This window comes from Microbacterium sp. MYb62 (assembly GCF_002979475.1).
Classification (GTDB): domain Bacteria; phylum Actinomycetota; class Actinomycetes; order Actinomycetales; family Microbacteriaceae; genus Microbacterium.
Genome location: NZ_PCOY01000003.1, coordinates 1 through 18,273, shown reverse-complemented (window position 1 = coordinate 18,273; position 18,273 = coordinate 1). Strand labels below are relative to the sequence as shown.

Sequence of the window (18,273 nt, the reverse complement as noted above, 5' to 3'; positions counted from 1 at the left end):
GTCGTCGACGGGAATAGTCGCGCCCATCCGACGTTGGGTCGAACATGACAACTCTCGGAATCATCGGTGCAGGACACATCGGCAGCCAGGTCGCGCGCGTCGCGGTGGCGAGCGGCTATGACGTGGTGATCGCGAACTCACGCGGGCCGGAGACACTCGCAGATCTGGTGGCGGAGCTCGGGCCGCGGGCGAAGGCGGCCACGGCGGAGGATGCGGCCGCGGCGGCAGACGTCGCGGTCGTGACCGTGCCGCTGCACGCGGTCGACAAGCTCCCCGCCGCCGCGCTCGCCGGCAAGATCGTGCTCGACACGAACAACTACTACTTCGAGCGCGATGGCCGCATCGAGGCTCTCGACAAGGGGGAGATCACCACGTCGGAGCTGGTGCAGCGCAGTCTGCCGGGAGCGAAGGTCGCGAAGGCCTTCAACCACATCTACGCCTCGGAGATCACCGCCGACGCGAAGCCCGCGGAGATCCCGATCGGCGGGCGCTCGCCACGGCCGGCGACGATGCCGAAGCGGTCGCATTCGTGACGCGCTTCTATGACGAGGCCGGGTTCGACACCGTGAACGTCGGACCGCTGAGCGAGTCGTGGCGGGTCGAGCGCGACCGTCCGGCCTACGTGGTCCGGCAGAACACGGAGGAGCTGACGGCGAACCTCGCCATCGCCAACCGCCTGCCCTGAGCGAGGCTCGGGCGAGACGGTGTGCGTCGGCGCGTCGGCTCGCCCGAGGGCGCGGTTCCCTGCGCGCCGGGCGTGTTGGGATACCAAAAGTTGAGGAACCTCGCCCGGGATGCGAGAATGCCCAGATGGCGGGGGCTATGGGGATCAGCGGCGAACTCGAATCCGTGCGGGTCACGCGGATACTTCGCGACGACATCGTCCTGGGGAGACGAGCCCCGGGGTCTCGTCTGGTCGAACGCGACATCGCGGCCGAGCTGAGCGTGTCCCGGCTTCCGGTCCGTGAGGCCATCCGCACCCTCGTCGCCGAGGGCGTCGTCGTCGCGCGCCCACGCACGTGGGCGGTGGTGCGGGAATTCACCCACCGCGATATCCAGGACTTCGCCGAGGTGCGCGAGGCCATCGAGACGCTCATCTTCGTCTTCGCCGCCGAGCGGCACGACGACGCCGGCATCGCGCGTATCCGCGACGCCTACGAGCGAGAGCTCGCAGCGGCCGAGGCCGATGATTCCGAGGCGGCGAGGACCGCCGCCGCGGAGTTCCATGAGATCGCCGTCGAGCTCGCCGGTAACGACATGCTCGGAGAGCTCATCGCGGTGTTCCTGACGCGCCTGCGGTGGCTGTTCGGACAGCACGACGACCTTCTTGCGATGGCGGACGAGCACCGCATCATCCTCGAGGCGATGGCCGCGCGTGACATCGACGTGCTGCGCAGGATCGTTCCCGCGCACCTCGCCAGTGGGCAGGCGGCAGCCGAACGGCGGCTGGCCGAGGGCAGCGGTCTGATGGTCTGATCGGGTCCGCCTCCGCGCGCGCGATCGGGGGACATCTGCGTCGCCTCCGGATGTATATTGGTGCGATCGGAGTCGGTCCGGAACTGTTCGCGCTGTCCTGGGGAGCGAGATGCGGAATCTTGCTGTCGCTGTCGGATGCCTGTTGCTTCTCGGTGGGATCGCTGTCGTCGTGATCGCCGATCAGGAGCGTCTGGCCGCCATCGCCGCGGTCAAGGCGGAGATCGTACGCGTCGAGCACGCCCTGGAAGAGTCTCGCGGCGAGAATCTCGACCTGGCACAGCGGCTCACGACCCTTCGGTCGCAGATCGCCGAGCAGGACGCGAAGATCGCGGACACGACGGGATTCCTGCAGTGATGCGGCGGGTTCTCGCCGTCGCGGTCGCGGCGACCGTCCTGCTCTCCGCCGGCATGCTCGCCCGGTCGGAGGGGCTCGACCAGGAGAGCGCCGCAGCGGTGGCGGAGCTCGGGGTCTTGACCGACCAATACCACGAAGCCGGGCAGCGAACGGACCACTTGGACGGTCTCGTGGCGCAGGCCGAGCAGGAGACTGCCGGCCGCGACTCGGTGCTCGCCGTTCGCCCGGCGTTCCTCACCGAGCTCGAAGCGCTGACCATCGCCCTCAAGGGAGCGGAGGGGAGGGGCGACACCGCCGCGCACCGTGCGGCCGCCCTCTCCGCCCAGCAGACGGTGCTCGCCGAGAAGGAGAACCCCGACGTGGTGACGGCCGCTGCGGCGACCGTGCATGCGATCACCGAGAAGGTCGGCACCGAGGTCGCGACCTGGCAGGCGGCGCAGAGTTCGGGGCCAGGCGGCCCGGCATGGGCGTCGAGCGGACCAGACGGGTATGCGCGGGTGCGTGCGGCACTCGACCTGGTCGGCGGCGGGGGAGTCGGCCTGTACGAGTCCTCCTCGTGTGCCGGTGGGAACGCTCCGGCGTGCGCGAACAGCAACGGCTACATCAAGTACCGCGCCGACATCGCGAACTGGAGCGCGGGGCGGCTGAACTGGGCCATGGCCCACGAGCTCGCGCACATCTTCCAGTTCCGCGTGTGGGGAGCGCTCACCTCCTCGGAGGCGTACCGCTCGATGTTCGGCGGCGACCCGGAGTTCCTCGCCAACTGCATGGCCGTGGTCCGCGGCTACCCGGGGTCCGTCGGCTGCGACGGCGACCAGCAGGCCTGGGCCTCGGGCATCTGGGTGGGCGCCGTCCGCTGAGCGCCGGCACATCCTCCGGAATCAGGCGACGGGCGTGGTCGTGTCGATCGCCGCGCGCAGGGGGCGTCGCATCACACGCCAGTACGACGACGGGGCGACCCGGGTGAGCACGTCGATCAGGCGTGCCTCCCGTCCGACCATCGTCCGCACGGCACGACGCTCGGTCGCCCGGACGATGCGCGCCGCGGCATCCGCGGGCTCCGTGTGGTACATCGCCGCCTGGGCGGCGGCGGCCCGAGCCGCGACGGCCGGGTCGATACCGGCGGCGTAGCGGCCGTGCAGGATGATCCCCGTGCGCACGCCGGCGGGGTAGACGGCGCCGACGCTGACCGTGGTGCCCTCGAGCTCGTGTCGCAGTGCCTCGGAGAAGGCCCGCACGGCGAACTTGCTCACCGTGTAGGGGATCCGTCCGGCCGGGGCGGCGAGAGCGTAGACGCTGGCGAGATGCGTGATGTGAGCGGCCGGCGCGGCACGGAGCGCGGGGAGGAGAGCCTTGGTGACCGAGACGGTTCCCCACAGATTCACGTCGGTGAGCCAGCGCATCTCCTCCATCGTGAGCTGGTCGAGGTTGCCGAGCATCGAAGAGCCGGCGCACGTGATGAGGGCGTTGATCTGCGGATGCACCGCGCCGATCTCGGAGACGGTGGCGAACACGGCGTCGTCGTCGCGGAGATCCACGACGTGCGTGGTGACTCGCGCGCCCTGCAGCTCCTCGGCGAGGATGGCGAGCGCCGCAGCGTCGTGGTCGATGAGGGCGAGGTGCGTCCCGCGGGCGGCCAGCAGGCGCGCGATGTCGGCGCCCATGCCGTTCGCGGCGCCGGTGATCACGGTGGTGCTGCCGGTGAGATCGAGATGCTTCATGAGTCTCCTGCGGGGCCCGATCCGGGGGCGTACCGGCGGATGTCGGATGGGTGGGGCAAGCTGATCCGGAACCATTCTGGCCGACACCGCGCCGCAGTGATACCGCTACGCTCAAGGAGAGGAGGTACCGGTGGGACGAACAGCGGATGCCATCGCCGAAGGCGTCGCGATCGCGACCGCTGCCGCGCGCCTCGCCGTGAAGAATCACATCCTCATCGGCACCATCGCCGAAGACGGGGTCTTCGACATGGACAAGTACATCGACGACGCCCGAGAGGCGCTCCGGGCGATGGCCGAGGAGTCGGAAGAGGCCGCTGCCACGGTGACCGCCCTGCGCAAGCGCGCGAGGGGCCGGCACTCCGACCCGGTGGGCACGCACGACTACCGCGACCGCGACGTGCGCAATCTGCGTCGACGGGCCAAGCAGTCCACCGGTGTGGCCGTGCGCCTGCGCGAGATCATGCAGGACCGTGAGCGTCTCGCCGAAATCGTCGAAGAGGCGAGAGATGCGGCCTGGGCCGATGTGCGCCACAACCTCGACCGACGGCTACGGGTCGAGGGCATGCGCCCCGACCAGGACCCCGACTACGGTCGCATGCGCGAAGCCCGGATGCAGGCGCTGCGGCTCGTCGATCTGCAAGCGCTCTCCTCCGAGCAGAGAGCGAAGGCGAAGCGCCGGAAGAAGCAGCAGAAAGCCGCAGCAGCGAGCGACTGAGGCCCCGTTTCGCTTTCCCGTCGGGACTGTTGTAGGCTGTTCCACGGCCCGCTGAGCGGGCTGGGCGCCCGTAGCTCAATGGATAGAGCATCTGACTACGGATCAGAAGGTTAGGGGTTCGAGTCCCTTCGGGCGCACACTGTGTTGAGACAGTGACGAAACGGCTTCCACTTCGGCGGGGGCCGTTTCTGCGTTGACGGCTCCTCTCCGAGCGGCCGAGCTACCCGAGCAGGTCCACCCCGAAGCCGGCGACGACGGCGCGCAGCTCCGCGAGGTAGCGCTGCGCCTGTTCGGTGAGCGGGATCGCGGAATGGTCGATCCAGCCGATCTCGATCCGCTCATCGATGTCGAGCGGGATCGCGACGATCTCCGGGTCGAGGTCGTCGCTGATGATGCCTGTCGAGATCGTGTAGCCGTCGAGCCCGATCATGAGGTTGAAGATGGTCGCGCGGTCGGCGACCCGGATCTCCTGCGTGCTCGACAGGGTGGAGAGGATCTCCTCGGCGAAGTAGAACGAGTTGTTCGCCCCTTGGTCGAAGGTGAGCCGCGGCAGATCAGCGAGATCTTCGAGCGTGACGTGATCGCGTGCGGCGAGCGGGTTCTTCCGCGAGATGAAGATGTGCGGATCGGCGAGGAAGAGCGGATGGAACGCGAGCCCGGAGTCCCGGAGGAGCTTGTCGATCACGTTCCGGTTGAAGTCGTTCCGGTAGAGGATGCCGAGCTCGCTGCGGAGTGTGCGGACGTCCTCGATGATGTCCCAGGTGCGCGTCTCGCGCAGGGAGAACTCGTACTCGGCCGCGTTGCTGCCCTTCACCATTCGGACGAACGCGTCGACGACGAACGAATAGTGCTGCGCGGAGACGCCGAGCAGGCGTCGCGACGGCGGTCGGCCGAGGTAGCGCTGTTCGAGAAGCGCCACCTGCTCGGTCACCTGCCGCGCGTATCCGAGGAACTCCGCCCCATCGGCGGTGAGCGTCACTCCGCGGGCAGAGCGGAGCAGGAGGGTGCGGCCGACCCGGGCTTCGAGATCTTTCATCGCCGCGGACATGGTCGGCTGAGCGACATAGAGCAGGTCGGCGGCCGCGCTGATCGACCCCTCCGCTGCGACCTCGATGAAGTAGACGAGCTGCTGGAGCGTGATGCCGTTGGAGCCGCGAGCCATAGGGAGAGCCTATATGTATGCATAGCCGTGACGACTTACCCGATATCCCCCCATCGACTGCACGATGGGGGTGCAGACTTCCGCGCGGCCGATCGACGGCCGCTCACCGCTATCAGATGGGCCGCTCATGGCGAACGACTTCACGTTCAACATCTCCACCACCCGCTTCGACGAGGACTACGCGCCCTCCGAGAACTCGCGAATCACCACGAACTTCGCCAACCTGGCCCGCGGCGAGCACCGCCAGCAGAACCTCCGCAACGCCCTGACGATGATCGAGCGTCGCTTCAACGCTCTCGCACACTGGGACAACCCCGCCCAGGATCGCTACGGGGTCGAGCTCGAGATCGTCTCGGTCGAGCTGGAGTTCACCGCGGGAGGACAGGACAAGGAGTTCCCGCTGCTCGAGGTCCTCGACATCCAGATCGTCGACCGGCGCACGGGCGCACGTCATCACGGGATCGTGGGCAACAACTTCTCGTCGTACGTCCGCGACTTCGACTTCAGCGTGCTGCTGCCGGCGGTCACCGAGGCGGCCGGCACGTTCACAGTTCCCGACGACTTCGGCGTCCTGCACGGCAAGCTGTTCCAGCACTTCCTCGCGTCGGCCGCCTACCAGGAGCGATTCTCGAGCTCGCCCGTGATCTGCATCAGCGTGTCGACGAGCAAGGAATACCAGCGCACGGCGAACCGCCACCCGGTCCTCGGCGTCGAGTACCAGCAGAACGATTACTCCCTCACCGATGAGTATTTCGGGAGGATGGGGCTGAAGGTGAGGTACTTCATGCCCCCCGGAAGCGTGGCGCCGCTCGCGTTCTACTTCCAGGGCGACCTGCTGGGCGACTACTCGAACCTGCAGCTGATCGGCACCATCAGCACGATGGAGACGTTCCAGAAGATCTACCGTCCGGAGATCTACAACGCGAACGCCGAGGCGGCGAGCATCTATCGGCCGACCCTCGACCAGCAGAACTTCTCGTCGACGCAGATCGCGTACGACCGTGTCGAGCGCAGTCAGCTCGCGAGCGCGCAGGGGAAGTACACCGAGGAGCACTTCATGAAGCCGCATCAGGACGTGCTCGAGCGCTGGGCTGCCGACTACCCGACTCCGGTCGCGTGACCGGCGGAGCATCACGATCATGACCACCCTTCTCCCCACCTCGATCGTCGGCAGCCTCCCGAAGCCCTCGTGGCTCGCGCAGCCCGAAACGCTCTGGTCTCCCTGGAAGCTGGAGGGTGATGCCCTGGTCGAGGGCAAGCAGGATGCGCTGCGCATCGCCGTTCAGGAGCAGCGCCAGCGCGGCATCGACATCATCAGCGACGGCGAGCAGACCCGCCAGCATTTCGTGACGACGTTCATCGAGCACCTCGACGGCGTCGACTTCGATCGGCGCGAGACCGTGCGGATCCGCAATCGCTACGACGCGAGCGTGCCGACCGTCGTCGGCGAGGTGAGCCGCCAGAAACCGGTGTTCGTCGACGACGCGAAGTATCTTCGTCAGCAGACCGACCAGCCGATCAAATGGGCGCTTCCCGGTCCGATGACGATGATCGACACCCTCGCCGATCGCCACTACAGGAGTCGCGAGAAGCTGGCGTGGGAGTTCGCGACGATCCTCAACCAGGAGGCGCGGGAACTCGAGGCTGCAGGGGTCGACATCATCCAGTTCGACGAGCCCTCCTTCAACGTCTTCTTCGACGAGGTGCAGGACTGGGGGGTGGCGGCACTGGAGCGGGCGGCGGAAGGGCTGCGCGCCGAGACCGTCGTGCACATCTGCTACGGCTACGGCATCAAGGCGAACACCGATTGGAAGGCGACTCTCGGATCGGAATGGCGCCAGTACGAGGAGTCGTTCCCGCTCCTCCAGCGGTCCGCCATCGACGTCATCTCGCTGGAGAGTCAGCACTCGCACGTGCCGATGGATCTCCTCGAACTCATCCGCGGCAAGAAGGTCATGCTCGGGGCCATCGATGTGGCGAACGAGACGGTCGAGACTCCGGAGCAGGTCGCCGAGACCCTTCGAAAGGCGCTCACGTTCGTGGATGCCGACAAGCTCATCCCGAGCACGAACTGCGGGATGGCCCCATTGCCCCGCGATGTCGCTCGCGGCAAGCTGGGCGCGCTCAGCGCGGGCGCGGCGATCGTCCGCGAGGAGCTCTCTGCCGCGAAGGACTGATCTCTCGGTCGAGATCAGTCGATCAGCGAGGTGATCGCGGGGTCGCGACGGGCCACCTCGGCCGAGGTTGACACGATCACCTTCCTCATCGCCGCCACGGCGGCGGCCGGCGTGACGTCGGAGCGATGGGCCAGGCTGATCGTGCGCGACATGGAGGGGTGGGACAGGCGTGCCGACCGCAGGGTCGGGCGCTCGAAGAGCACCATGGCGGGCACGACCGCGACGCCCACGCCGCGCTCGACGAAGCGGAGCACCGCGTCCATCTCGGCCCCCTCGAGCGCGAGTGTCGGGGTGAGGTCGGCGTCGCGGAAGGCGGCATCCATGGTCGCGCGCAGCTCGTAGCTCTCGTCGAACGCGATCAGAGGCAGCGTGGCGAGGTGCGCCAGACTGATCGACGTTCCGTGGGTGACCGGGGGAGCGGCCGCCGACGACACGACCACGAGTTCCTCCGAGAGCAGCGGCATGTGTGTGAGGCTCACGCCGGCCGGGGTGGGTCCATCGGATCGGGTGATGAGTGCGATGTCGACCGCGCCGACGGCCAGCTGCTCGACCAGAAGGCGGGAGCCGCCTTCTGTGAGGTGCAGATCGACGTGCGGGTGCGCGGCATGGAACGAGCTGATCGCCTCGGCGACGAGGCTGATGCACAGGGTCGGCGGCGCGCCGAGGCGCACGCGTCCGCGACGGAGTCCCGCCAGCTCGCCCATCTCGTCGCGGATGGCGTCGGCTTCGGCGAGCATGCGCTGCGCACGCGGGAGGAGCGTCTCGCCGGCGGCCGTGAGAGCGATGTGGCCACGGGCCCGATGGAACAGTTCCGCACCGAGCTCGCGCTCGAGAGTGGAGATCTGCCGGCTCAGAGACGGCTGTGCCAGGTGCAGGTGCTCGGAGGCGCGGGTGAAGTGTCCGAGACGCGCGACCTCGACGAACCCGCGGAGCTGCTCGAGGTTCATGACCATAGCCTACCCGCATGGTTTCCACACGAACTATGCATTGGAGTTATTAGGATGGCCTAACTAGCGTGGATCGCATGGCTACGCGCGAACGTCAGATATCCACCACCGTCCTCGTCATCGGCACCGGAGGCTCGGGCCTGCGGGCAGCGATCGAGATCGCCGAACACGGCGTCGACGTGCTCGCCGTGGGTAAACGACCGCGGCAGGATGCGCACACCTCCCTCGCCGCCGGTGGCATCAATGCGGCACTGGGCACGATGGACTCCGACGACAGCTGGCAGCAGCACGCGGCCGACACCATCAAGGAGAGCTACCTGCTCGCCAATCCGCACACGGTCGAGATCGTCACGCAGGGCGCCGAGCGCGGCATCCGCGACCTGGAGCGCTGGGGCATGGACTTCGCCCGCGAAGACGACGGCCGCATCTCGCAGCGCTTCTTCGGCGCCCACACCTTCCGCCGCACCGCCTTCGCCGGCGACTACACAGGCCTCGAGATCCAGCGCACCCTCGTGCGCAAGGCGGAGCAGCTCGAGGTCCCGATCCTCGATCACGTGTACATCACGCGCCTGCTCGTCCGCGACAACGTGGTGTTCGGTGCCTACGGCTTCGACCAGGCCGACGGCACCCGCTACCTGATCCACGCCGATGCCGTCATCCTCGCCGCCGGCGGCCACAACCGCATCTGGCGGCGCACCTCGTCCCGTCGCGACGAGAACACCGGCGACTCGTTCCGGCTCGCGGTCGATGCCGGCGCGCGCCTGCGTGACCCGGAGCTCGTGCAGTTCCATCCCTCCGGGATCATCGAGCCCGAGAGCGCAGCGGGAACCCTGATCTCCGAAGCCGCGCGCGGCGAGGGCGGCATCCTGCGCAATGCCCTCGGCGAGCGGTTCATGGCGAAGTACGACCCGGAGCGGATGGAGCTTTCGACGCGTGACCGTGTCGCGCTCGCCGCGTATACCGAGATCCAGGAGGGGCGTGGCACCGAGAACGGCGGCGTCTGGCTCGACGTGTCGCACCTGCCTCGCGAGACGATCATGACCCGTCTGCCGCGCGTGTACCAGACGATGATGGAGCTTCAGATGCTCGACATCACGACCGATCCGATCGAGATCGCGCCGACCGCGCACTACTCGATGGGCGGTGTCTGGGTGCGTCCGGAAGACCACCAGACCGACGTCGACGGGCTCTACGCGATCGGTGAAGCCTCGAGCGGACTGCACGGCGCGAACCGGCTCGGCGGCAACTCGCTCATCGAGCTGCTCGTCTACGGGCGCATCGTGGGTCAGGCCGCAATGGACCACGCGGCCGGACTCGATGCACAGCGTCGATCGGCGACCGCGGTGGCCGAGGCACGCGCCGAGATCGATGACCTGCTCGCCGCGGAGGGCCGCGAGAACGTCCGTGCCCTGCAGCGCGCGATCCGCAACCTCATGACCGAGTACGCGGGTGTGGTGCGCTCGGAGGAAGGGCTGCTCGCCGGGCTCGCCGACCTCGACATGATCGAAGGGCGCATGGAGGACATCGGCATCCACCCCGACATCGCCGGGTTCCAAGACCTCGCGCACGCGTTCGACCTCAAGGCCTCGGCACTCGCCGCCCGTGCCACGCTCGAGGCCGCGCTGGAGCGCCGGGAGACGCGCGGATGCCACAACCGCAGCGACTTCCCCGACAGCGACCCGACCCTGCAGGTGAACCTGGTGTGGTCGCCGACCGCCGGCGTGACCCGCGAGGCGATCCCGGAGATCTCGCCCGAGATCGTCGAGCTCATGCGCGAGGTCGACACCGCGGGCAAGCTCGTCGAGTAGCGGCATCCACGTCTGTTCCGGTCGCACTTCCTGTCGCTCGATCATCGATTTGGCGGCAGGAAGTGCGACCGGATGGCGGACGGGGAGGGGCGGGGCTCAGTCGGTCTGCGGCTCTTCCGCGTCGGTCACGCCGATGCCGACGGCCTCGTGGTCGGGCTCGGGTTCATCGCGCTTCGGCGCCTTCGGCTCCTCGCCCGGGGCCTTCTCGGTGGTCGGCTCCTCGAGCTCCTCGGTGCTCGGCACCTCGCTCGGGTCCGCGTCTTCGGGGGAGTCGGCCTCTGCCGGCGTCGTGACCTCGCCCTCGCTCGTGTCCGACGACGGAGTGGGCGTGGGGGTCTGCGCCTCGGGTGAGAGCTCGTCGGTGGGTTCCGGTTCGGGAGTGGTGTCGGTCATGATGCCCCTTTCGGTGATGTCTTCCGCTCAGGATGCCTCGGCGGGGGTTCCCGTTGAAGGGGCTTGACGCGGCGGCGAGTTAATCGAGGTGAACCGAAGCGTCGAATCCGGCGTAGCCTGGAGGGGTGACAGCGTACGTCTCGGCCTTCGACCTCTTCTCCATCGGAGTGGGGCCTTCGAGCTCCCATACGGTCGGACCGATGCGGGCCGCCCTCGACTTCGCGCGACGCCTCACCGCTGCCGGTTCCCTCGGCCGCGTGGCACGCGTCGGCAGCACGCTGTACGGCTCACTCGGAGCGACCGGCATCGGACACGGAACACCGGATGCGGTCGTCGCCGGTCTCCGCGGCCTTGCACCCGAGACCTGCGACCCCGCCGAGGTGCGGTCGGCCTGGACGGACTTCCCCGAGGGTGGATCCCTGCGCCTCGACGGCAGTCACGACGTGCCCTTCGCCAAGGGCGACATCGTCTTCATTCCGCGCACGCGGCTTCCCGGCCACCCGAACGCCATGACCATCACCGCGTGGGATGTCGCGGGCGAGGTCGTCGCCGAGGAGACCTACTACTCCGTGGGTGGAGGGTTCATCCGCAGGGACGGCGAGGAGGCGAAGCTCGCGACCGCCGGATTCCCTTATTCGTATGCGGATGCCGCCTCGCTGCTCGCGGTCTGCGACGAGAACGGACTGTCGATCGCCGAGGTGGCGCGACTCAACGAGACCTCGCTGCGCAGCGAGGAGGATGTCGCCGCCGGGCTCGACGCGATCTGGGATGCGATGTCGAGCTGTGTCGATGCGGGCCTCCATGCCGACGGCACTCTCCCCGGGATCCTCAAGGTCAAGCGACGGGCCGGAGTGATCCGTGGTCAGCTCGAAGAGGTCGAGGCCGACGGGCATCGCGAGCTGCCCGGCGAATGGCTCGGTGCGTTCGCTCTGGCGGTCAACGAGGAGAACGCGGCGGGCGGACGAGTGGTCACCGCGCCCACGAATGGCGCTGCCGGCATCCTGCCCGCGGTGGCGATGTACTGGTGGCGGTTCCTCGCTGATTCGGGGCTCGGGGCGGGTAACGCGGTCACTCCCTACGGTGAGCTGGTCGGCAGTGCGCTCCTCGGGTTCGAGTCGGACGTGCGGGCGGTGAGCGACGGGGACGACCTCGACGAGGAGCAGACCGCCGAGGCCAACCGCCGCCGCGGCATCCGCCGCTTCCTGCTGACCGCGACGGCCCTCGGATCACTGTTCAAGGCCAACGCCTCGATCTCGGGAGCCGAGGGCGGCTGCCAGGCCGAGGTCGGATCCGCCTGCGCCATGGCGGCCGGTGGCCTCACCGCAGTGATGGGCGGCACGAACCGCCAGATCGAGAACGCCGCCGAGATCGCGATGGAGCACCACCTCGGTCTCACGTGCGACCCGATCGGCGGCCTCGTGCAGATCCCGTGCATCGAGCGCAACGCGATCGCCGCATCGACGGCGGTGACCGCGGCGCGTCTCGCGCTGCGCGGCGACGGCAGCCACTACGTCTCGCTGGATGCCGTCGTCGAGACGATGCGGCAGACGGGTGCGGACATGTCGACGAAGTACAAGGAGACCAGCGAAGGCGGTCTCGCGGTCAACGTCATCGAGTGCTGACGCGCTCTGGCGCCGCGGGGATGCTCTCCCGATGTCGTGTCGGACGGGGCCGGTAGTCTCCTCGGAGCGCACGCGCGCGCACGGATCACGGGGAGGGACGGATGGACGCCTTCTGGGAGCCGACCTCTCGTCGTCGACGCCAGCAGCCGGTCGTCGCGGTGCGCCCGAACGACGACGCCCCGACACCCGGCGCCGAGTGGCCGACGAACATCCCCGCGGTCGCTCAGGTGCTGCAGGACGGGATGGATCTCGATCCCGGGGTCACATTCCTCGTGGGCGAGAACGGCAGCGGCAAGTCCACTCTGGTCGAGGGCATCGCGATCGCCTACGGGCTCTCGCCGGAGGGCGGTTCCCGGCAGGCGCGGCACACGACGCGTGCGACCGAGTCGCCCTTGTCGGAGTGGCTGCGGCTGCAGCGCGGTGTGGGGGCGAGCCGCTGGGGCTTCTTCCTTCGCGCCGAGACGATGCACTCGTTCTACACGTATCTCGAGGCCAACCCGTCGACCAGCGGGCCTGACGTGCCGTTCCACGAGATGAGTCACGGGGAGTCCTTTCTCGCGTTGCTGGAGAGCCGCTTCGACGAGCCCGGCTTCTACTGTCTCGACGAGCCGGAGGCGGCCCTGTCGTTCAACTCGACGCTCGCCCTCATCGTCGTGCTCCGCCGCATCGCCGAGGAAGGCGGTCAGGTGCTGTGCGCGACGCATTCGCCGGTGCTGGCGGCTCTGCCCGGAGCGAAGATCCTCGAGGTGGGGGAGTGGGGCGTGCGCCCTGCCGAATGGAGCGATCTCGAGATCGTGAATCACTGGCGCTCGTTCCTCGACCAGCCGACGCGCTATCTGCGCCACCTTCTCGACTGACGGGCGCCCCGTGTCATCGGCCGGCGTCCTAGGCTGACGGTCATGACCGAGCAGAAGCCGACCCGGCGGCGTGGCCGTCCCCGGGGCGTCTCCGACTCGCGAGCGCGCATCATCGCGGCCGCGGTCGACGACTTCGGTGAGAAGGGGTACGACGCGGCGACGATCCGCTCGATCGCCGCCCGCGCCGGAGTGGACTCGGCGCTCGTGCATCACTACTTCGGCACCAAGGCCGACCTCTTCGCGGAGGCCGTCGGAATTCCGCTGCGACCGGACATCGACGTGCCCGAGATCCTCGCGGGGCCGCGCGCGGAGATCGGCGAGCGGCTGATCCGGTACGTGCTCGAGGCGTTCGAACAGCCGGAGGTCCGCAGGCGCGGAGTCATGCTGCTCCGCACCGCGATCGGAAGCCGGTTGACGACCCCGTTGCTGGCGGGCTTCCTGTCCCGTGAACTCCTCTCCCGCGTCGCCCGGCGCCTCGAGGTCGACGATGCCGACCTCCGAGCCTCGTTGGTCGCTTCGCAGATCGCCGGCCTGCTGATCGCCCGCTATGTGCTGCGGCTTCCGGCGCTGGCTGCGGCACCGGTGGATGAGTTGGTGGCCCGAGTCGGGCCCACCGTGCAGCGCTACCTCTTCGACTGAGTCCGATGGCACGACATCCGGACTTCCGGGGCCGTTGACGCGGTCGATCCGCAGGCGGATAATTCATCGCATGATGAATAACTCCGCGGTCGCGATCTCGCAGCTGCGCGTGCGCCGCGGGGCCGTGCACGTGTTCGACGGGATCGACCTCACGATTCCGCGCGGGCAGATCACCGGCCTGCTCGGACCTTCGGGGTGCGGGAAGACCACGCTCATGCGGTCGATCGTCGGCGTGCAGAGGATCGTGTCGGGCGACGTGACGGTGCTGGGGGAGCCCGCTGGCTCACGGCAACTGCGGCACCGGGTGGCGTACGGCACGCAGGGTGCCTCGATCTACGGCGACCTCAGCGTGCGCCAGAATCTCACCTACTTCGCCTCGCTGCTGAAAGCGCCGAAGGGCGATGTCGACCGGGTCATCGACGAGGTCGGTCTCGGTCCGCAGGCGGGTCAGCTCGTCGATTCCCTGAGCGGCGGGCAGGCGACGCGGGTGTCGCTCGCGGTGGCGTTGATCGGCGCGCCCGAACTCGTCGTGCTCGATGAGCCGACGGTCGGTCTCGACCCCGTGCTGCGTGCGGAGCTGTGGACGCTGTTCCGCGGTCTGGCGGATCGGGGCGTGACGCTCATCGTGTCGAGCCATGTGATGGACGAGGCGGTGCGCTGCGATCGGCTGCTCCTGATGCGGGAGGGGCGGATCATCGCGGACACCACGCCCTCGTCGCTCCTCGCCGACACCGGCGCGACGGACGCCGAGTCCGCGTTCCTCGCCCTGATCGAGCGGGACAGGGCCGCCGGCGTCGAGGACACGAGACGATCCCGCCGCGAAGCTCGCGCGCAGCACGAGGAGGGCGCAGAATGAACGGGCGCCGGATGCTCGCCACCGCCGGGAGAGTGCTCACGCAACTACGGCACGATCCGCGCTCGATCGCCCTGATGCTCGTCGCACCGAGTCTGCTCGTGGGGCTGTTCGCCTGGCTGTTCAGCGATCAGGAGGGCGTCTTCGACCAGTTCGGCGGCGCGATCCTGGCACTCTTCCCGTTCATCGTGATGTTCCTCATCACCTCGATCACGACCCTGCGCGAGCGTCGTTCCGGCACGCTCGAGCGGCTCATGACGACTCCGCTCGACAAGGCCGACTTCATCCTCGGCTACGCGCTCGCATTCGGGCTGATGGCGGTGCTGCAGGCGGTGATCACGGTGTCGTTCGCCGTCTGGGTGTGCGGACTCGACGTCGACGGGCCGCTCTGGCAGCTCGGACTGGTCGCCGTCGTCGACGCTCTGCTCGGCACCGCTCTGGGACTGCTCGCGAGCGCGTTCGCCCAGACCGAGTTCCAGGCGGTGCAGTTCATGCCGCTGCTGGTGTTCCCGCAGATCATCCTCGGCGGCCTGTTCATGCCCCGCGACCAGATGCCCGACGTGCTGTACGCCATCTCCGACTGGCTCCCGCTCAGCTACGCGATCGATACGATCAACGCGGTGGCGGCGGGGGATGAGGGGTGGGACGTGTTCGGTCCGCTGCTGATCGTCGTCGCCTTCGCGGTCGGCGCTCTGGTGCTCGCCTCCCTCACCCTGCGGCGGCGCACGCGCTGAGTCGTCGCCCGATCCCCGGCTCAGCGCGCGGCGCGGTTCTTGGTGTGCTTGGTCGGCGTGGCAGCCCAAGGATCCTCCGGCCAGGGATGCCTTGGGTAGCGCCCGCGCATCTCGGCGCGCACCTGGCCGTACGGACCGGACCAGAACGAGGCGAGGTCGTCGGTCACCGCGAGCGGACGCCCCGCGGGCGACAGCAGGTGGAACAGGACCGGCACCCGCCCGTCGATCAGTCGGGGAGTCTCCGCCCATCCGAAGCACTCCTGCAGCTTCACGGCGACGACAGGTCGTGACGCCGGGTCTCCGTCGGGTTCGGGGTAGGTGATGCGGATACGGGAGCCGCTGGGCACTTCGAGGCGCTCCGGCACGAGCTCGTCGAGTCGCACGGCCTCCGGCCAGGGCAGCAGACGGCGAAGGGGGGACGACAGCTCCAGCCGTCCGGCAGGGGCTCCGGAGGCGAGGGCGTCGAGTTCCGGAGCCAGCCACACGTCGAGGCTCTCGAGCAGGCCGGCATCCGAGACGTCGGGCCACGGGGCGCCGAGCTCGCGTCGCAACAGCGCCAGTCGGCGGCGCAGCGCATCTGCGGCGTCGGACCAGCTGAAGATGCCGAGCCCGTCGCGTCGGAGCGCTCGGCGCACGGCATCCCGCCCTTCCTCGGCCGAGGCCCGCACAGGTGCCGATGAGCGCAGGATCGCGCCGATCCGGCGCTCGCGACGGGCGTGCACGCGACCTCCGACGAACTCCGCCTCCACGCGGTCGGTCATCAGGTGGCTCGCCGCGTGCTCCATCTGTCCTTCGGTGAGCAGCGCTGCAGATCGGATGATCGCGCCGGACCCGGCCGCAGCGCGGGCTGAGGCGCGCGCGACGTCGGCGACGGCGAGCCACTCGACCGCGGCGAGCGGACCACTCACTCCCGCACGGGTCCCGGACGCCAGCAGGAAGGTCGCACCGACGCCGGAGCGCTCGACGCGGTGCGCGATCCGCTCGGGGAAGGCCAGCGCGATCACCAGGCCGACTCCGTCGAGATCCGAGCGGGCGCCCGGGGTCGCGCGGACCATGCGCTCCAGGCGGTTCGCGTCGTCACGCCAGCGGCGGGCATCCGGAGTCCGTCCGCCCCGCAGCGTGACGAGCACCGGCGCGAGGTCGGCCTCGGGGATCCGCAGGTCGCCGCCCAGCAGCGCGACGACCTCGGCCGCGAGCCGCGAGCCGACCACCGGGCTGCCGTCACGGAGAGCCCGGGCGAGCCGCGGATCGGTCGGGATGCGGGCCAGCACACGGCCTTCCGCGGTGGCGCGGCCGTCCTCGTCGATCGCGCCGAGACCGCGAAGCACGGAGACGGCATCCGCGAGGTTGTCGGCGGGCAGCGGATCGATCATCCGCAGGTCGGCCCCACCCGGGGCGCCCCAGCAGGCGAGCAGCAGGGCGGCATCCGCGAGATCGATCACCGCGATCTCGGGTACCGGACGGGCGGGAGCCGCCGCGTAAGAGCGCTCGTCGATGCAGCGGATCACGGCACCGGGGCCTTGACGGGTCGCGCGTCCCGCGCGCTGCACGCACGAGGAGCGGGATGCGGAGGTGGTGACCAGACCCGTCATGCCGCGGGCGGCGTCGCGCCGCGGATGCCGTGACAGGCAGCTGTCCACGACCAGACGCACCCCGGGCACCGTGAGCGAGGACTCCGCGAGCGACGTCGTGACGATGATGCGGGGAAGGTCCTGGGGCGCACGGCCGCGGATCACGGCATCCTGCTCGGCAGGGGGGATCCGGCCATGCAGCTCGCGCACATCGAACACGTCGCTCGCCTCGCGGACGCGGCGGGCGATCTCCGACACCTCGCGGGCGCCCGGCGCGAAGACCAGCACATCGGCATCGGGATCTCCGTGGATCAAGTCGAGGGCCGCGGATGTCGTGACACCCGCCACGTGATCGAGGAACCCCCAGGTGACTCCGCGCTCGTCGAGGCGCGGCACGGGACTCGGGGCCCAGTGCTCGGTGAGCGGGAAGGCCGGGACGTCATGGGCGACGATCGGGGCGGGGAACTCCTCCGTGCCGATGACTGTGGCGATGCGCGCGGCATCGAGGGTGGCGGACATCGCGACGACGATGAGGTCGTCACGCAGCTCGCGCACTTCGGAGAGCAGGCCGATCAGGAGGTCGGTCTCGAGCGCGCGTTCGTGCACCTCATCGATGATGACGGCGTCCACGCCGTCGAGCCCCGGGTCGTCGAGCATCCGTCGCAGGAGCACTCCGGCCGTGACGAACTCGACCTGCGTCTCTGGCCCGGCGGTGCGCTCGCCGCGGACCGTGAAGCCGACGCGGGAGCCGAGCGGGGAGCGGTCGAGGTGGGCCAGCCGTCGGGCGGCTGCGCGGGCGGCGACCCGGCGAGGCTGGGTGACGATCACGCGACCGGTGCGCCGCGAGGCGATGAGCGGCGGCACGAGTGTGGTCTTGCCCGTGCCCGGTGGCGCGGTCACGACCACCGATCCGCTCGTGTCGAGCGCCGCCGAGAGTTCGTCGAGAGAGGCCGCGAACGAGAGCCCCGCGCCGATGGTGGCGAGGTCGAAGTCGGCGGGCATCATCCGTCCAGTCTGCCTGGTCGGACGCGTGGACACTCCGGGGGCCGACACGCCACATGTCGGACGTTCGGCCCGGAACCGTCCGACATGTGGCGTGTCGGCCCCCGGGCAGGGCCCCCGGGCAGGGCCCCCGGGCAGGGCCCCCGGGCAGGGCCCCCGGGCAGGGCCCCCGGGCAGGGCCCCCGGGCAGGGCCCCCGGGCAGGGCCCCCGGGCAGGGCCCCCGGGCAGGGCCCCCGGGCA

At 69.4% G+C, this 18,273-nt stretch carries 17 protein-coding genes, 1 tRNA gene and 1 pseudogene; 14 read left to right on the top strand and 5 right to left on the bottom strand.

Annotated elements, in window-relative coordinates; all coding sequences use genetic code 11:
- Positions 1–44 precede the first annotated feature (44 nt).
- The 4 genes and pseudogenes from CQ042_RS04950 to CQ042_RS04935 all read left to right on the top strand — a co-directional run bounded on the left by CQ042_RS04950 (position 45) and on the right by CQ042_RS04935 (position 2,691).
- Positions 45–685 (top strand): annotated as a pseudogene (locus CQ042_RS04950) (NADPH-dependent F420 reductase).
- Positions 686–810: 125 nt separating this feature from the next.
- Positions 811–1,476, top strand: a complete 666-nt coding sequence (locus CQ042_RS04945; protein ID WP_105669329.1) for a GntR family transcriptional regulator — start codon at positions 811–813, stop codon at positions 1,474–1,476.
- A gap of 109 nt (positions 1,477–1,585) precedes the next feature.
- A complete protein-coding gene (locus tag CQ042_RS04940; RefSeq protein ID WP_105669328.1) occupies positions 1,586–1,831 on the top strand; it encodes a hypothetical protein in 246 nt (81 codons plus the stop codon).
- Positions 1,831–2,691, top strand: a complete 861-nt coding sequence (locus CQ042_RS04935; protein WP_105669326.1) for a hypothetical protein — start codon at positions 1,831–1,833, stop codon at positions 2,689–2,691. The genes CQ042_RS04940 and CQ042_RS04935 overlap by 1 nt, the downstream gene beginning before the upstream one ends.
- Before the next feature lie 21 nt (positions 2,692–2,712).
- Here the strand turns inward: CQ042_RS04935 and CQ042_RS04930 are convergent, their stop codons facing one another.
- A complete protein-coding gene (locus CQ042_RS04930) occupies positions 2,713–3,552 on the bottom strand; it encodes an SDR family oxidoreductase (protein WP_105669324.1) in 840 nt (279 codons plus the stop codon).
- A 130-nt stretch (positions 3,553–3,682) separates the two neighbouring features.
- Here CQ042_RS04930 and CQ042_RS04925 point away from each other — a divergent pair, with 130 nt between their 5' ends.
- Both CQ042_RS04925 and CQ042_RS04920 read left to right on the top strand, forming a co-directional pair.
- Positions 3,683–4,267 (top strand): asparagine synthase, encoded by a 585-nt coding sequence (locus CQ042_RS04925; protein WP_105669322.1) that lies wholly within the window; start codon positions 3,683–3,685, stop codon positions 4,265–4,267.
- 64 nt (positions 4,268–4,331) lie between these two features.
- Positions 4,332–4,404: transfer RNA gene (locus CQ042_RS04920), tRNA-Arg, on the top strand.
- Positions 4,405–4,487: 83 nt separating this feature from the next.
- On the opposite strand, the gene CQ042_RS04915 is transcribed toward CQ042_RS04920, so the two are convergent.
- Positions 4,488–5,429 (bottom strand): LysR family transcriptional regulator, encoded by a 942-nt coding sequence (locus CQ042_RS04915; protein WP_105669321.1) that lies wholly within the window; start codon positions 5,427–5,429, stop codon positions 4,488–4,490.
- Between the two features lie 127 nt (positions 5,430–5,556).
- On the opposite strand from CQ042_RS04915, the gene CQ042_RS04910 reads away from it, so the two are divergent.
- Positions 5,557–6,549 (top strand): DUF1852 domain-containing protein, encoded by a 993-nt coding sequence (locus CQ042_RS04910; protein WP_105669319.1) that lies wholly within the window; start codon positions 5,557–5,559, stop codon positions 6,547–6,549.
- 19 nt (positions 6,550–6,568) lie between these two features.
- A complete protein-coding gene (locus CQ042_RS04905) occupies positions 6,569–7,606 on the top strand; it encodes a methionine synthase (RefSeq protein ID WP_105669317.1) in 1,038 nt (345 codons plus the stop codon).
- Between the two features lie 14 nt (positions 7,607–7,620).
- Here CQ042_RS04905 and CQ042_RS04900 read toward each other — a convergent pair whose 3' ends face one another.
- Complete coding sequence (locus CQ042_RS04900; RefSeq protein WP_181157452.1) at positions 7,621–8,559, bottom strand: LysR family transcriptional regulator; 939 nt, start codon at positions 8,557–8,559, stop codon at positions 7,621–7,623.
- Positions 8,560–8,630: 71 nt separating this feature from the next.
- On the opposite strand from CQ042_RS04900, the gene CQ042_RS04895 reads away from it, so the two are divergent.
- Positions 8,631–10,361 (top strand): L-aspartate oxidase, encoded by a 1,731-nt coding sequence (locus CQ042_RS04895; RefSeq protein ID WP_105669316.1) that lies wholly within the window; start codon positions 8,631–8,633, stop codon positions 10,359–10,361.
- Positions 10,362–10,457: 96 nt separating this feature from the next.
- On the opposite strand, the gene CQ042_RS04890 is transcribed toward CQ042_RS04895, so the two are convergent.
- Positions 10,458–10,754 (bottom strand): hypothetical protein, encoded by a 297-nt coding sequence (locus tag CQ042_RS04890; RefSeq protein WP_105669314.1) that lies wholly within the window; start codon positions 10,752–10,754, stop codon positions 10,458–10,460.
- A 125-nt stretch (positions 10,755–10,879) separates the two neighbouring features.
- On the opposite strand from CQ042_RS04890, the gene CQ042_RS04885 reads away from it, so the two are divergent.
- The 5 genes from CQ042_RS04885 to CQ042_RS04865 all read left to right on the top strand — a co-directional run bounded on the left by CQ042_RS04885 (position 10,880) and on the right by CQ042_RS04865 (position 15,459).
- Complete coding sequence (locus CQ042_RS04885) at positions 10,880–12,376, top strand: L-serine ammonia-lyase, iron-sulfur-dependent, subunit alpha (protein WP_105669312.1); 1,497 nt, start codon at positions 10,880–10,882, stop codon at positions 12,374–12,376.
- A gap of 101 nt (positions 12,377–12,477) precedes the next feature.
- Complete coding sequence (locus tag CQ042_RS04880; protein WP_105669310.1) at positions 12,478–13,233, top strand: AAA family ATPase; 756 nt, start codon at positions 12,478–12,480, stop codon at positions 13,231–13,233.
- Positions 13,234–13,275: 42 nt separating this feature from the next.
- A complete protein-coding gene (locus CQ042_RS04875) occupies positions 13,276–13,872 on the top strand; it encodes a TetR family transcriptional regulator (RefSeq protein WP_105669309.1) in 597 nt (198 codons plus the stop codon).
- A gap of 70 nt (positions 13,873–13,942) precedes the next feature.
- Positions 13,943–14,728 (top strand): ABC transporter ATP-binding protein, encoded by a 786-nt coding sequence (locus CQ042_RS04870; protein WP_219844811.1) that lies wholly within the window; start codon positions 13,943–13,945, stop codon positions 14,726–14,728.
- Positions 14,725–15,459 (top strand): ABC transporter permease, encoded by a 735-nt coding sequence (locus CQ042_RS04865; RefSeq protein WP_105669307.1) that lies wholly within the window; start codon positions 14,725–14,727, stop codon positions 15,457–15,459. Before CQ042_RS04870 ends, CQ042_RS04865 begins: the two co-directional genes overlap by 4 nt.
- Positions 15,460–15,479: 20 nt before the next feature.
- On the opposite strand, the gene hrpB is transcribed toward CQ042_RS04865, so the two are convergent.
- Positions 15,480–18,035 carry an ATP-dependent helicase HrpB gene (gene hrpB / locus CQ042_RS04860; RefSeq protein ID WP_105669305.1) on the bottom strand — a complete coding sequence of 852 codons (2,556 nt, stop codon included), beginning with the start codon at positions 18,033–18,035 and terminating at the stop codon, positions 15,480–15,482.
- Between the last annotated feature and the right edge of the window lie 238 nt (positions 18,036–18,273).

Excerpts from the sequence above, each read along its gene's own strand:
- CQ042_RS04945 (WP_105669329.1), top strand. The coding sequence starts at position 811 with ATGGCGGGGGCTATGGGGATCAGCGGCGAACTCGAATCCGTGCGGGTC.
- CQ042_RS04940 (WP_105669328.1), top strand. The coding sequence starts at position 1,586 with ATGCGGAATCTTGCTGTCGCTGTCGGATGCCTGTTGCTTCTCGGTGGG.
- CQ042_RS04935 (WP_105669326.1), top strand. The coding sequence starts at position 1,831 with ATGCGGCGGGTTCTCGCCGTCGCGGTCGCGGCGACCGTCCTGCTCTCC.
- CQ042_RS04930 (WP_105669324.1), bottom strand. The coding sequence starts at position 3,552 with ATGAAGCATCTCGATCTCACCGGCAGCACCACCGTGATCACCGGCGCC.
- CQ042_RS04915 (WP_105669321.1), bottom strand. The coding sequence starts at position 5,429 with ATGGCTCGCGGCTCCAACGGCATCACGCTCCAGCAGCTCGTCTACTTC.
- CQ042_RS04910 (WP_105669319.1), top strand. The coding sequence starts at position 5,557 with ATGGCGAACGACTTCACGTTCAACATCTCCACCACCCGCTTCGACGAG.
- CQ042_RS04905 (WP_105669317.1), top strand. The coding sequence starts at position 6,569 with ATGACCACCCTTCTCCCCACCTCGATCGTCGGCAGCCTCCCGAAGCCC.
- CQ042_RS04900 (WP_181157452.1), bottom strand. The coding sequence starts at position 8,559 with ATGGTCATGAACCTCGAGCAGCTCCGCGGGTTCGTCGAGGTCGCGCGT.
- CQ042_RS04895 (WP_105669316.1), top strand. The coding sequence starts at position 8,631 with ATGGCTACGCGCGAACGTCAGATATCCACCACCGTCCTCGTCATCGGC.
- CQ042_RS04890 (WP_105669314.1), bottom strand. The coding sequence starts at position 10,754 with ATGACCGACACCACTCCCGAACCGGAACCCACCGACGAGCTCTCACCC.
- CQ042_RS04880 (WP_105669310.1), top strand. The coding sequence starts at position 12,478 with ATGGACGCCTTCTGGGAGCCGACCTCTCGTCGTCGACGCCAGCAGCCG.
- CQ042_RS04875 (WP_105669309.1), top strand. The coding sequence starts at position 13,276 with ATGACCGAGCAGAAGCCGACCCGGCGGCGTGGCCGTCCCCGGGGCGTC.
- CQ042_RS04870 (WP_219844811.1), top strand. The coding sequence starts at position 13,943 with ATGATGAATAACTCCGCGGTCGCGATCTCGCAGCTGCGCGTGCGCCGC.
- CQ042_RS04865 (WP_105669307.1), top strand. The coding sequence starts at position 14,725 with ATGAACGGGCGCCGGATGCTCGCCACCGCCGGGAGAGTGCTCACGCAA.
- hrpB (WP_105669305.1), bottom strand. The coding sequence starts at position 18,035 with ATGATGCCCGCCGACTTCGACCTCGCCACCATCGGCGCGGGGCTCTCG.